General features: G+C 25.5%; 16 protein-coding genes. 4 read left to right on the forward strand and 12 right to left on the reverse strand.

Going from position 1 to position 13,279, the window contains the following annotated elements; all coding sequences use genetic code 11:
• Window positions 1-334 (reverse strand): hypothetical protein (locus JG780_RS00005; RefSeq protein WP_287568780.1); only part of this gene is annotated, 334 nt, incomplete at its 3' end.
• A gap of 91 nt (window positions 335-425) precedes the next feature.
• Window positions 426-1,175 carry a hypothetical protein gene (locus JG780_RS00010; RefSeq protein WP_287568781.1) on the reverse strand — a complete coding sequence of 250 codons (750 nt, stop codon included), beginning with the start codon at window positions 1,173-1,175 and terminating at the stop codon, window positions 426-428.
• Window positions 1,176-1,446: 271 nt separating this feature from the next.
• Between JG780_RS00010 and JG780_RS00015 the strand changes: the two genes are divergently transcribed.
• The 4 genes from JG780_RS00015 to JG780_RS00030 are packed head-to-tail and all read left to right on the forward strand — an operon-like array spanning window position 1,447 to window position 6,000.
• A complete protein-coding gene (locus tag JG780_RS00015) occupies window positions 1,447-1,668 on the forward strand; it encodes a hypothetical protein (RefSeq protein ID WP_287568782.1) in 222 nt (73 codons plus the stop codon).
• 15 nt (window positions 1,669-1,683) lie between these two features.
• Window positions 1,684-2,754, forward strand: coding sequence for a hypothetical protein (locus JG780_RS00020; protein WP_287568783.1), 1,071 nt, complete (start codon window positions 1,684-1,686; stop codon window positions 2,752-2,754).
• 14 nt (window positions 2,755-2,768) lie between these two features.
• Window positions 2,769-5,195, forward strand: a complete 2,427-nt coding sequence (locus JG780_RS00025; RefSeq protein ID WP_287568784.1) for a type IV secretory system conjugative DNA transfer family protein — start codon at window positions 2,769-2,771, stop codon at window positions 5,193-5,195.
• Complete coding sequence (locus tag JG780_RS00030) at window positions 5,188-6,000, forward strand: replication-relaxation family protein (RefSeq protein WP_287568785.1); 813 nt, start codon at window positions 5,188-5,190, stop codon at window positions 5,998-6,000. Before JG780_RS00025 ends, JG780_RS00030 begins: the two co-directional genes overlap by 8 nt.
• 88 nt (window positions 6,001-6,088) lie before the next feature.
• Here the strand turns inward: JG780_RS00030 and JG780_RS00035 are convergent, their stop codons facing one another.
• The 10 genes from JG780_RS00035 to JG780_RS00080 form a co-directional block, all read right to left on the reverse strand.
• Window positions 6,089-6,376 (reverse strand): hypothetical protein, encoded by a 288-nt coding sequence (locus tag JG780_RS00035; protein WP_287568786.1) that lies wholly within the window; start codon window positions 6,374-6,376, stop codon window positions 6,089-6,091.
• A gap of 67 nt (window positions 6,377-6,443) precedes the next feature.
• Window positions 6,444-7,583 (reverse strand): FtsZ/tubulin family protein, encoded by a 1,140-nt coding sequence (locus JG780_RS00040; RefSeq protein ID WP_287568787.1) that lies wholly within the window; start codon window positions 7,581-7,583, stop codon window positions 6,444-6,446.
• Window positions 7,583-7,873 (reverse strand): hypothetical protein, encoded by a 291-nt coding sequence (locus JG780_RS00045; protein WP_287568788.1) that lies wholly within the window; start codon window positions 7,871-7,873, stop codon window positions 7,583-7,585. The genes JG780_RS00040 and JG780_RS00045 overlap by 1 nt, the downstream gene beginning before the upstream one ends.
• A gap of 59 nt (window positions 7,874-7,932) precedes the next feature.
• Window positions 7,933-8,340: a hypothetical protein gene (locus tag JG780_RS00050; protein WP_287568789.1), complete on the reverse strand. Its 408-nt coding sequence runs from the start codon at window positions 8,338-8,340 to the stop codon at window positions 7,933-7,935.
• A gap of 5 nt (window positions 8,341-8,345) precedes the next feature.
• Window positions 8,346-9,419: a CHC2 zinc finger domain-containing protein gene (locus JG780_RS00055; protein WP_287568790.1), complete on the reverse strand. Its 1,074-nt coding sequence runs from the start codon at window positions 9,417-9,419 to the stop codon at window positions 8,346-8,348.
• Window positions 9,419-10,747: a DnaB-like helicase C-terminal domain-containing protein gene (locus tag JG780_RS00060; RefSeq protein WP_287568791.1), complete on the reverse strand. Its 1,329-nt coding sequence runs from the start codon at window positions 10,745-10,747 to the stop codon at window positions 9,419-9,421. Before JG780_RS00060 ends, JG780_RS00055 begins: the two co-directional genes overlap by 1 nt.
• 15 nt (window positions 10,748-10,762) lie before the next feature.
• Window positions 10,763-11,458 carry an FAD-dependent thymidylate synthase gene (gene thyX / locus JG780_RS00065; RefSeq protein WP_287568919.1) on the reverse strand — a complete coding sequence of 232 codons (696 nt, stop codon included), beginning with the start codon at window positions 11,456-11,458 and terminating at the stop codon, window positions 10,763-10,765.
• Window positions 11,459-11,478: 20 nt separating this feature from the next.
• Window positions 11,479-11,790: a hypothetical protein gene (locus JG780_RS00070; RefSeq protein WP_287568792.1), complete on the reverse strand. Its 312-nt coding sequence runs from the start codon at window positions 11,788-11,790 to the stop codon at window positions 11,479-11,481.
• Between the two features lie 95 nt (window positions 11,791-11,885).
• Window positions 11,886-12,530, reverse strand: coding sequence for a P-loop NTPase family protein (locus tag JG780_RS00075; RefSeq protein ID WP_287568793.1), 645 nt, complete (start codon window positions 12,528-12,530; stop codon window positions 11,886-11,888).
• A complete protein-coding gene (locus JG780_RS00080; protein ID WP_287568794.1) occupies window positions 12,520-13,098 on the reverse strand; it encodes a hypothetical protein in 579 nt (192 codons plus the stop codon). Before JG780_RS00080 ends, JG780_RS00075 begins: the two co-directional genes overlap by 11 nt.
• Window positions 13,099-13,279: the final 181 nt, after the last annotated feature.

A 13,279-nucleotide genomic window follows, 5' to 3' on the forward strand; every position in this document is an offset into this window, starting at 1 on the left:
CTTCTTCCTCTTCAGTTTCTTCTTCCTCTTCAGTTTCTTCTTCCTCTTCAGTTTCTTCTTCCTCTTCAGCTTCAGTATCTTCTACATCTTCAACAGTTTCTTCATCTTCTTCGTCTTCACCTTCGAGATTTGAACCACAATACGGACAAGTCTCTAAATCAGGTATTGATTTACCACAAAGACCACATTCATACTCTAAATCTTGTTCACCTTCTTTCAAAAACTTGTCAATAGCTTCTTCCATTTGTTGTGCTGTTTTGAACTTTCCCTTAATACCCAACGCTTCAATTCCTTTAGCAAGGGTCTCTTTTGTGATTGGATTATTTTTTGGCATTAAATTTCCTCCTTTTTAATTTGCATTTTATTTATCAAAATATATTATATCATCATTTTTTTTAATTTAAACATCAAAATGCAAAATTTTTCTATTTATTGATTTTATTTGAAAATTTACTGATTATATCTCGTATTTTCCTTGAAACTATAACAGCTGCTGATTGCTTCGTTAAATATATACCTTTTTTATATAAATCTTCAGCTATATCACTTTTTCTATAACCTTTTATATAAGCATTAAAAATATCTTTTGTAATTTCATCCTCGTCTTTAAGCACATCATCAACAAGTACCTTAAACATTATTTCATCTTGAAAATCACTATCCTGTTGTATCAAATATTCTGAATATTCAATTTCACGCTTTGATTTAATATCATCTTCTTCTTCAGGTGAAAATAAATTGATTTGATTAAAACTATGATTACTCATACGTTTTATATTATATTCGTCACGAATTCTGTTTTGTAAATAAACTCCAACATTATATAATACATATTTACTTATAGTTGGATCTGGTTCCAAATATTTCTTATGTTTTTTCTTCATATGTTTTTTGTAGGCTTTTTCTGTTAAAGCCCTTATATGACATATTGGACAAATGAATTTATAATTAATAATAGAACGCCACATTTCTATGTACGCAACAGATAGTAAATCATCACAATCATATAAAGTTGTAGGACAGTTATTAATATTTTTACGAGACATACTCATAAATAATTTTCTAATTTCTCTGTCATTATATAATTCCTCAAATATTTCTTGATTCATTGTTCTTTTAAACTTAAGCATCAGTTTCGTCTTTGAATTCAATTTTCCAATTAAATCATTATTCAAGTTTCTCCTCTCCCTTAAATTTTATTAAATTATAATTTTATTACCACAATTTTTATTTTATTACAACATTACATCTAAATAAATAATTTTATGTCTTTTTTTAAAAATTTTCCCTTATGGTTAATTTTTCCACATCAATAATTATATTTAATAATATCAATTTTTTAACAAAAATTAATAAAAAATATCATGAATTATTAATTTTTATGACACAATAATTATAATATTATATTACCAAAAAAACCAAAAAGCAAAAGAAAGGAGGGATATTATGTCTGAAATAAATAGTATTATTTATAATACAAGATCAATTATTATTCAAATTACAGCAAGTTTTGTGATTTTAGTTCTAACATTTTGCGGTCTATTATTCATTGCAGGACGTGAACATATAGCTTGGAAACAAATCAGTAACACATTAAAAGGAGTAATATTAATTGGTATTGCACCAGCGTTAGCTTCATTATTTTTGATGATAGCAAAAATTAAATAAGAAGGAGGAATAAATATGAAAAAACTTATTATATTCCTCCTAATCATATTTATTTTTAATATTATAATAGTAAATACAACTTTTGCTAATGATAAACCAACAATAATTGATAGAATAAAATGGTTTCTATTTGAAGCTGGTAATAATGACAGTTATTTCGATAACCTAAACAAAAATAATGTAGAAGATGAAATTAAATCAGAAGATAAAAATAATCCAAATTTCATTGAATTTATTAAATGGTTTTTATTTGATGCAGGATCTAAAGAATCTCCAAATGAAAGTATTATAAAATCAATACTTATAGATCAATTATTAGATACACTAGTTAATAAAATAATATATACAGATACTTCATTCCTTACAAACAAAACAATAAGAACTATATACAACACAGGATTAAAAATCATATGTTCATTATTTGTAATACTTTTAACATACCTAGGATTAATAGCACTACTAGGACATCATATAGATTACATTGAATTAATATATAAATTCATAGCAATTAACGTATTATTTTTAATAATACCTAAAATAATAAATATATTAATATCATTTAACAATGTATTAACTAAATTCATAATTTCAAGTACTGTTGGAAAAATTGACGTTTTTAAAAGTATCGGTACTGGAAAAGAAAATTTATTATTCATAGTATTTATCATAATAACTACTGTATTAATAATAAGACTATTAATTTACTACTATATAAGATGGTTTGAAATAATTTTCATATATCTATTCTCACCATATGCTATGTATTTATGGTTAGGAGGAAACCAAAATATTCTTAAGATTTGTCTAAAAGAATTAATAACATTAATATTTACCCCAACAATCCATTCAATACAATTAGCAATTTATATTGCAATATCTCTAGCACCACCTAAAACATTTTCTGGACCATTCGATCAATTATTATTAATGATAGCATCAATGCTAGTAATGTTAAAGACTCCAATTTGGTTAAATAATATAGTTCATCAAATTCCAGACAGTTCAGGATTTATAAGACAACTGATCAATCTTTTGACATTCAGTAGAGAAAGAACATTATTAAGATATATCAGAAACAAATTGTAATAGGAGGTAATTAAATGGATGATAAAATGATTTTACAAATTGTACCATCTTTAGATATTGATAACAGTAATATCGAAAATTTTTGGGGAATATTTACCAAATTAAATGAACCATATATACAAAGAATTTGGGAAAATAGAAAGTTAAGACTTAAAGCTTTATTAACACCACAAAATTCAGTATCTGCAGAAATATTTGGAGATGAAAATAAAATAACATTTAATATTTGTATACCCAAAAAATATAAAGAATTTATCAAAAGTCAGATTTGGGCTATGTGGCCCAATTCTCTTATTAGAGAAGTAAACGACTATATTAATTTTGACACTGAAAAATCAGTATTTACAGAATTATATCTAAAACATCATTTTATTTATCCAATCAAAACAGATATAAAAAATCCATATACTAAACAAATATTATTTCCATTTACAAACTTAAATGAAAATGAAAAAGCAATATTACAAGTTATTATAATACCTATTGATGATAAATGGAAAATAAAAGGAAGAAAAGCATTAGATGATATAAAAAATGGAATAATACCAATTAATGCAAACAATTTCACTTTAGGTGTCATTTCAATATTTGAATTTATTCTCAATTTTGTTACAGTAATTTTAGATAAAATATTTTCAACTATCTTCAATGAAAATAAAATAAATGAAGAAACTGTCAATTATGACATAAAACCAATAAAAAGTAAATTTGATAAATTATCAAAAAAAGGATATGAAACATATATAAGAATAGGTGTTCAAAGTAATAATAAATATCAAGCAAGTGTAAAATTAGATGAATTTGTAGAAACATTAAACAACCTATCAGATGATAATGAATTTTATTCTATAAATTGCACTAATAAGATTTATAATCATATCAAAAATAGAACTGTACCTATTATAAGAATAAATGGAAATATATTAACTAATACTGAATTATCCTTTATAAGACTTCCTGAAGAAAATGATGTAAGTCTTGATAAGTTTGAAAGACTATGCATTAAAAATACGACAGTACCTAAAAAATTATATTCAGGTAAATTACCAATAGGATATCATGTGATACCGAATAAAGAAGATAGATTAGTTTATTGGGATACTGAAAATATTGATACATTAGTAAGACCGATAATTATTATGTCAGACCCTGGCGGTGGTAAAAGTGTTATGGCAGAAAATTTCTGTTTAGATGTAGCAAAATTAGATTATGGATTTTGTTTTATAGATGTGTCAGATGGAAAAGCAGCAGATAGAATAATATCTAAAATACCTAAAGAAAGAGAAAAAGATATTGTAATACTCGATTTTAATGATTTATCAAAACCTATAGGAATCGATTTTTCTGAATGTAACTCATATGACAGATTCCAATCACAATTTGTAACAAAAATGTGGACAGATTTCTTTATAAGTTTCTTCAACATTGAAAGTCATTTTATGAGTAGAAATTTACTAAGAAAAGCAAGTGCAGTCGTGTTTGACGAACCGGGAAATACACTACTTGAAGTAAAATTAATGATTGAAAATGATGAATATAGAACATATCAATTAAACAGAATAAAAAATAAAATATATATGAAACGATATATAGACTTTTGGGAAAGATTTAATGCAATGCCATTCAAAGTTAAACAAGAAACAATAAAACCAATTTTAAACAAAATTGATGCTTTAATTGATGATTCAAGAATAAGAAACATTATATGTCAGAAAAATTCAAAACTTCCAAAATTTAGACAATTAATGGATGAAAGAAAATTAGTAATAATAAAAATCGGAGAAGGAATATTTGGTTATGAATGTTCTTGTATATTAGCATCGTTACTACTAACTAAATGGTGGACTGCTGCACTTAGTAGAGAAAATATAAAGAATGAAGATGAAAGAATACCATTCTTTTTAATAATGGACGAACCACAGAATTATTTAGGGACAACTGATACTTCAAAAGAAATGTTAGCCAAAGCAAGAAAATATAGACTATGTCCAATCATGTTATTTCAAACTCCAAAACAAATAAATTCAAATGATAAAAATTTGCTAAAAACTTTAATAGACTTAAAACCTCATATAATATTCGGAAAACAATCAGAACATACATTTAAAGAATTTTCTGAAGAAATTAAACCACTTACACCTTCTGATGGTTCTCATCTTCCTCCATATCATTTTATAGCAAAAATATATTATAATAAAACTCCACTTGAACCTTTTATATTCAGGTCATTATGGAGACCAGAATTAGAAACATATGACAGAAAATTATTAGTTTATTTATTCAAAAATAGATTCGGCAAACCAGTTGATTTAGTCGAAGAAGATATTAATAACAGAGAAAGTATGAATATGTATAGTAATATTATAAAAGTTGATTTTGAAAATAAACCTATTCAAAAACTAGGAAAAGCAGCACAGTTAGGAGATGACAATGATGACTAACTTAGATACAATATTGAAAGAAAAATGGTTAACAAAAAGAGATAGACAAATAGTTACTGATTTATACTACTGTAAAATCTTGAATTCAGATCAAATAGAAAAAATATATTTCAAATATGATGATTTTGGAAGAATAAACAAATATAGTCGATTGATTGCACTTAGGAGATTAAATAAATTATGTAAAAATGATTTATTAAATAAATTCTGGTTTAGTTATAATAACAGAAGTTCGACACAACATTTTTATCTTGGACCAAATGGAATTGAATTAGTTTCAAGAGAATTGGAAATACCTAAAGCAGAACTAAAATGGATTCCAAAAGGACCACAATCATTTACATTCATTGAAAATACTATAGAAACATTGAATATAAGAGTATTTTTCCATAAACAAAATGTAAGTGTCAAAAAATTTGTAGTTGAACAAATTGGAAGAATATATTATAATAATAAATATCTTGAACCAGATGCAACTATTTATTGTGTTTTAAATAACAAAGAAAGAATATTTTTCATTGAAAGAGATAGAGGAACGATGAATTCAACCTATGTCAAAAATAAAATAAAAAATTATGAATCATGTTATTTTTCCCAGCAATGGTTAGAAAAATTTCAAGAATTTCCAATAACATTATTTGTTACGACAAATGAAAAAAGAACTAAAGAATTATTAAAAATATTTAAAGAAAATTTGAATAGCGATTTAACTTTTCTATTTACAGATTATGAAAAAGCCAAACTAAATATTACTGGAAAGATTTGGCAAAGTCCATTAAATAATAATTTATATAATTTAAAATAATAAAAATAATAATTTAGAGGGCCCTTAGACGGGCTTTTTTATTGCCTTAATATAAAATTAAATATAATAAAAATTAGCTGACATAAAGTCAGCTAAGATTTTCGTAAAATTTTTTGAGTAATACCCTAAAATATTCAATATGGTCATCAATTTTATTACAAAATTCATCTGATAATTCTTCAACTTTAATTCCTTGTTTATCAGCCTCACTTTTCATATAAAGTAAAACCATAATATCATACTTAGTCCATGAACTGTCTGTTACTTCATCTACATATCTCTTGTTTTCGGGATTATTATTTAAATCTTTATACAATTTTACTGCAGTCATTGCTGCATCAGTTAATTCTTCTAGAGTAGTTTTACTAGTAATCATTATTTAACACCCCTATTATATTTATTATGGCAAATATAATTATAACAAATTGTCTCAAATTATTAATTTATTTATATTTAGCCAACTTTTCCTTTAAACTTAAACTGGGTTTTGTAATGTTTTGCTGTGAATCTATAGATTTTTTATTATCATGAACTATATTTATAAATTCAAATGACTTACTCTTAAACTGTTGAGTTTTTACTATCTCAATTGTATTTTTAATTTTATCACGATCATTTTGGAGACTATCATCAATTTCTTTTAAAGTATTAAATGGAAATGTCATTCCAGACAAAATAACCGTTATTGAATTTTTACCAGACAAGTAATATCCTTCAAACAGATCAACAGGGTTTCCTATATTCTTTAAAATTGTTTTGTTGTCAATTAAATTAAATATTTGTTCTTCTACTTCATAAATAATTCCTGCTTTAGTTATAACTTTGTCAAATTGTATATCTGTAAAAATATTAATTTCTAATCCACTTTCAATCATTTGTTGTATAGAAACTTTATTTGGATCGTAATTTTCTGGTAAATTAACTTTTGATATTATTACATTTCCTCTTTCAGACAAAATACTTATAAGATCTTTCATATCAAAATTTCCAAATTTACTAGTATTTTTAGTAACTTCAATAACATATTTAATATTTTCAATTATATTATTATTTGTAAATTCAATTACATTTTTTCTGCTCAATCTCGTAAAATTAGATGTTTTAGCATTATCAATAAAAAATACAGAAGCTAAATTTCTTATTTCTGTCAATTCCTCCATACATTTCAACGTATTTAAATATACTGAAAGTCCCTCATTTTCAAATGGTAAAACAACAATTGAACCCCATCTTTTATGAGGCATTATATCAGACATTAAATCAATTATCATTGGACCAATACCAGAACCTGTACCGCCACCAGAAGAAAATACTACATATATTATTTCAACATCATTATCATTATAATTATTACATATCCATCCAGCAATATTATCAAAATCTTCTTTCACTTTTTCAATTGCTACTGATCTATCTTTGCCAGCACCATATCCGTTTAGATATAATTTTGATTTTACATACTTTAAACATTGTAAATCTTCTTTGCATAAATTAATTGCTCCAGTTAAAAATCCATGTCTTTCAGCTACATCACATATATTTCCTCCACATTGTCCAATCCCAAGAAATGCAACTTTTCCCATTATAACACCTCCTCATTAAGTATTTTTAGTATTTCGATTCCGTTTTCAGTTATATGATATCTGTGAACCTTACCCCATAAAGATCTCTCAACAAAACAACAAGATTCAAGTCTCATTAAACTATTGACAGTTCTAGCTAAAGTTAATTCTGCTAATTGTTGAATTGTTTCTCGACTTAAACTACACTGATTATTAAATGCATTTTTTTCATTCAAAGCAATTAAAACTAAAATATCGTCTCGTCGTAAATTTGTTTTAATTTCTTTTAAACAATTTTTACAAAACACCAATACACCCCCTTGCACATACATTAACCTTTTTATAAATATAATATTAAAACATTGAACATTTAATAACCTCGATTTTTATCTAATACATCCTTAAAAACTTGATTAATAATATTAGTAGTAGTACCATAAGGATCTACTATATATCCTGATAATCTATTAGATATTTGATCAATTAACTTATTTTTAGTCTCATTCACAATTTCATCACGTATAATATAAGCCATATTTTTTAACTTCTTTTTAAATTCTTCATCCTGAAAAGCATTTGTTATTTCTTGTTCTAATTTACTAAGAAATATTCTCTTAGCTATTTCTTCAACTTGTGTATTTCTATTCCAATAATCAATACTTTCATTCGAAATGCGATATAAAACACTTTCAGCGCGTTTCTTTAATTCTTCTTCTGATACTTTAGAAACAACTATTTTAGCAATCTCAGCACAAATAGCCATATCAATATTTTCCATATAAATTACCTCCTTATTCTATAATCTACAATAATTTTAGGTTTTAAAGTCTCATTAATTTTCCTACAATTAATAAAAGCCTTTCTTATATCAACAGGACTTGCACTTGCAGGATCTTCCCCTTCAGGTAAATCTACAACATAAATTTCTTTTTTATATTTCAAATTTTTAAAATATTGCTCTAATACTTCACCACCTGAATCAGCATCAGGTACTACAAAAATCCTTTTGAAATTAGAAACTATATCATATTTATACTTAGTAACTTGATTTCCTAAATTTGCAAGCGTATTTTTATAACCTAATGATTCTAATCTAAGTTTATCAAAAGGACCTTCGCAAACTATACAATAATCAAGATTATAATCTAAATCATCATAACCAAACATTATTCTAGATATAGGAGAACCTGAAGGATATACAACTTTTTGTTTACCTTTGTAACTTCTAAAAATTATCCTTCCACAAAATGAAACAATTATATTATCCATTGTTATCGGAAATATAACTCTATTTACAAACATCCGATACTTCTTATTTTTTGGAATTTTACTACAATACATAACTTTATGTTTTAAAGCTACTTCAAAAGATATTTTTCGATATTTTAAATAATCCCAATATGGTTTTGATTTTAAATCATCTAAAGTCATTATTTCAAATTCATCAGGTATTTCAATTTGTTTAAAACCTTCAAAATCATCTTCATTATCATAAGTCTCTAGCCTTTCATCAATTGTAAATTGGTATAATAAATCTTCATTCACAGAACTTATTTTAAATAATGCTTTTGCAAATTCTATGGCTTCATCAGTATCAATTTCTTTTACAAACTTTATTAAATTTATCCAATCACCTGCTGTCCCACAACCAAAACATTTATATTTACCGAACTTTGTAGAATTTTTATCATTATTTATTGACCACGAAGGAGTTTTCTCATCGTGAAATGGACAACAAGCCCATAATTCATCTCCCTTTTCTTTATAATCGATTCCAAGTTTTTTTAAAAGTAACCTAAAATCTATCCTTCTTTTTATTATATCGTATTTTATTTCTCGAATTAACTGATTTTCCATTAAAATACATCTCCTAGCGGAACATAATCAGTTAGTTCTTTACTTATTGTAGCTATATTTGGATAAAATTCATAAAAATAAGATTTGTTTCTTACACCAAGTCTTTGTTTAGCTATTATTACTTCTAATACATCTTGCCCTAATTCAGGTTTATAATAAAATTCTCGATGTAATAATAAAATCAAGTCAGCAACTTCCTCATATGAACCTGAGTTTTTTAACATTTCTAATGTAGGTCTTTTTTCTTTTGACTTGGGATCAAATCTTCTGATTTGTGCTAAAAGACAAATATGTGTATTTGATTCTTTAGCAATAGACTGTATCTGTTTCAACTGATTTGATAAGATTTTAGGTTCAAAACTAATATCTGAAATTTTTTCAAATAGATCAATTATACATACAGCATAATTTGAATTATTTAAAATCGTCCTTAAATCATTAAGTTTTATTGAAGTATCATCTATAAAATGTAAATATTCATCATCCAGCAATTCAGTTACTTCTTTTTGAATAAGTATCTTCTGATCTCGTGTTAAATCTTTTGTATTTTTAATTATATCATTTAACGGAATTTTTGTTCTTTTTGAAACAACTAAATCTATAAAACTTTCCTTACCCATTTCTAATGGTAAAACTAATGTTGGTACTTTAAACTTTCTTAAGTTATCACAAATATTTGCTGCAAATGTTGATTTTCCCATTGAAGGCCTTGCAGCTATTACTGATACCTTTTTTCTTGCAAAACCTTCAGTTAAATCATCATCAATTGAAAAACCTATTCCTACAAACCTTGATTCTTCTTGTCTTTCAGCTAATACTTTAAAATATTCTTTCTTAAGTTCTTTCCCTTTCGAAATATTCGAAGTTATAAAAACATCTTTTAATTCTTTCTGAATACCATCAACAATATTAAATAATTTATTTGCATCAATACTTGGATCTTCTAAAGCGTCATTTAATTGTTTAACTTTATCTTTTTTTAAGTTTATTTTCTTCGAATCAAGTTTAAGTCTTTGTATATGAAAATCAATATTTTGATTATCAGCAAATACTTCTTCAAGATCATTTAGATATTTGAACCCACCAAAATCTTCTTCATTTGATAATATCTTAAACGTATCATGATTATAATCTAGTCCTCTCGAAACCATTTCTGAGAGGACTCGAAAAATAATTTTATGACGTTTACCAATAAATAGATTTTCGTTTAATTCTCTGCAACAACGTTTACGTATAGCAACATTTTTTATCATTTGAGAAAGTATTATCTGTTCGTTTTCAACATCAAATATTACTGTCTCTTTTTTCTTCGTCCCTTCTTTAGTCACAATATCACGCCCTAATCATATTTCATAAACATTTTCAATATATTCATATGCCTCCTTTATCCACTTAAAATCTTCTTTAGTTAAAAATTGTCTCCATTTACCACAACTTTTTGATTCTGGACAATGTTTCAACCAATAACATTTAGGTTGCATACTTTTAGCAATTATCGGTGAAACTTTAGAAACTTCGTCGCGAATCTTAGATAATAATTCTCTTATTTCCCATTGAGCTTTACTACATAATCTTTCAGAAGCAAAATCAATCAAACATCTGCCATTCATATTAGCTCTTATAACAGTTGTTGCTGCATTTTCAATTACATATCTTGCATCTTCAGCCGGAATACCTATCTCTAACAACTTTTTGTAACTTTCCTCAGACTTTTTATGTGAATCATTAAATATTTTTAATGCCTCTTCATTTGAAGATATTGTATGAGGTATTACAACATCATATCCTTCTTCAAATTTAACATGTCTTTGAGATTGCTGTGCATAACTAATACCAACTCTTTTTCTTACGAATTGATGACTACATGATCTTGAAATACCAGTAATTAAGAAGTCGAAATCAGCAAACTCAAGTACTGAAAAATGTCTAGATTTTAAACAATGTTCTATAATTTTATCATTTGGTTTTGAGTTATAACATACTGCAGCTGCAGAATTTACAGTTTCCTCAGGATTAAACGTATAATTAATTAACTTCACGTACAAAAATATCAACTCCATTACTTTTCTTTCTTAATTTTGACATCCCCAATATAATTTGTGATTATTGTTATGTCGTCAAAAGTTAAACCTAACTCTTCCATTTTAGAATATACTCTAGCATAATATTTTGCTTGTTCAGTGTCATCAGCAACTATTTTCGTATCAATAATAATCTTTCCGTTTTTGTCAACTGCAATAACATTATAAAGATGACTAAAACCACATTTAGTTTTATTATTTGTATCTGCTACAGTATATAAATTTGCACTTAAACTAGAACAACTTGAATTTTGTGATACATCTACAGATGGAACATGTAAAAGATTCATAATAAACCCTCCCAAAAAATATCATCAGCTTTAATTATATCAACTTACGAACATTTTTAAACTGTAAGAAAATTGCAACCTATACATATACTATATCACCTCATCGACTTACCACGAAATTCAATTACTTCACAATTACCTCTTATTATATCATAAATCGGAATTGACAAAACTTTTGATATCAACTTAAATGGAACTTGAATTGTATAAAACGTTGGAAGAACATTCAAATCACGATAGCGAATAATATCATCAAGATAAATTAATTCATTTCCTTTGCCTGTCTCCCCAAATTTTGTTAAATCGTCTATCCATAAACCAGATAAATCTTTGATTGAATTTCTGATATTTAAATCATCTTCATTTAATCCTTGTCTATTTGCTAAATCATATAAACGACTAGCTTGTATGAAATAAAATTTATTTGCTGCATTATTAAGTTCAAAATTATGTCTGTCGAAAATTTTTATTATTTCTTTAGCTAAAATTGTCATAAGCATTGTTTTTCCAACTCCAACTGGACCACAAATTGCTAATCCTCTTCCACATTCTAAATTAACATCTAAATTGTTCATATAATTTTTAAATCTTTTAAAACAAATAGTATTATGTTGCCTAATTTCTGTAGTGTCACCAATAATTTTAAAATCATCTAACGTAGATTTAATAAATTTCTTTGGCAAATTATAAACTGAGTATTTTTTAATTTCACTATCACTTAATGTTTTTTTAGTCCTCATCAATTTCACCACCATAATATTCTTCCCAAGCTTCATCAGTAGAAAAATCATTATCCATTTCAGATCTTTTAAAAACTTTTTTACCTTTCAAATAATCTTTATAAACTTTAAACAAAAATAACTTTTTATTAAACAAATACCAAAAACCAAATGATGTATAAAACGAATTAGGTTGTGTTGCAAATTTAAAACCAAATTGTATATATTTTTTAAACTGTTTTTTATCTCCGTTAAAATATGTCTTTAAAAAATATGCAATTCTATAAATCTCAACTTTTACACTACTTGCTGAAGTTATATTTGAATATACTACATCTTCCTCATTAAAATATTTTTTGTAGTTGTATAAATACCAACCAAAAAAGTCAGTAGCTGTCCACTTTTCGATATCTTTATTTTTCCACTTTTCAAAAGTACTTGTTTTTCGTTTAGAATTTTTTTTAGCTTCTAAAGTTTCTTTTCTAAGTCTTTTAGTATCCATTTCACCATCCTCTACATTTTTTATTATATCTAAAGCACTTAGTTTTTTTGATTTTCTTATCTTCTTTACTTTTCTAACTCCGTTCATATATTAACCTCCAATATTAGCGATTATAATTTTATCAAAAAATTTAAACTTGTTAACAACAATATACTTACGATACTTTAAAAAAAAATTTTAACGCGAATTTATATAATCATTAGAAAAAAATTTGAATAAAATATTTTTGTCGTCAACTACCTAAATTTGCCTCTGAAGCGTTAAAAAA

The organism is Thermosipho sp. (in: thermotogales) (genome assembly GCF_020054775.1).
GTDB lineage: Bacteria > Thermotogota > Thermotogae > Thermotogales > Fervidobacteriaceae > Thermosipho > Thermosipho africanus.

Coding starts and splice junctions, on each gene's coding strand:
- JG780_RS00035 (WP_287568786.1), bottom strand. CDS start 6,376: ATGATTACTAGTAAAACTACTCTAGAAGAATTAACTGATGCAGCAATG.
- JG780_RS00040 (WP_287568787.1), bottom strand. CDS start 7,583: ATGGGAAAAGTTGCATTTCTTGGGATTGGACAATGTGGAGGAAATATA.
- JG780_RS00070 (WP_287568792.1), bottom strand. CDS start 11,790: ATGAATCTTTTACATGTTCCATCTGTAGATGTATCACAAAATTCAAGT.
- JG780_RS00050 (WP_287568789.1), bottom strand. CDS start 8,340: ATGGAAAATATTGATATGGCTATTTGTGCTGAGATTGCTAAAATAGTT.
- JG780_RS00080 (WP_287568794.1), bottom strand. CDS start 13,098: ATGAACGGAGTTAGAAAAGTAAAGAAGATAAGAAAATCAAAAAAACTA.
- JG780_RS00020 (WP_287568783.1), top strand. CDS start 1,684: ATGAAAAAACTTATTATATTCCTCCTAATCATATTTATTTTTAATATT.
- JG780_RS00075 (WP_287568793.1), bottom strand. CDS start 12,530: ATGAGGACTAAAAAAACATTAAGTGATAGTGAAATTAAAAAATACTCA.
- JG780_RS00025 (WP_287568784.1), top strand. CDS start 2,769: ATGGATGATAAAATGATTTTACAAATTGTACCATCTTTAGATATTGAT.
- JG780_RS00030 (WP_287568785.1), top strand. CDS start 5,188: ATGACTAACTTAGATACAATATTGAAAGAAAAATGGTTAACAAAAAGA.
- JG780_RS00015 (WP_287568782.1), top strand. CDS start 1,447: ATGTCTGAAATAAATAGTATTATTTATAATACAAGATCAATTATTATT.
- JG780_RS00055 (WP_287568790.1), bottom strand. CDS start 9,419: ATGGAAAATCAGTTAATTCGAGAAATAAAATACGATATAATAAAAAGA.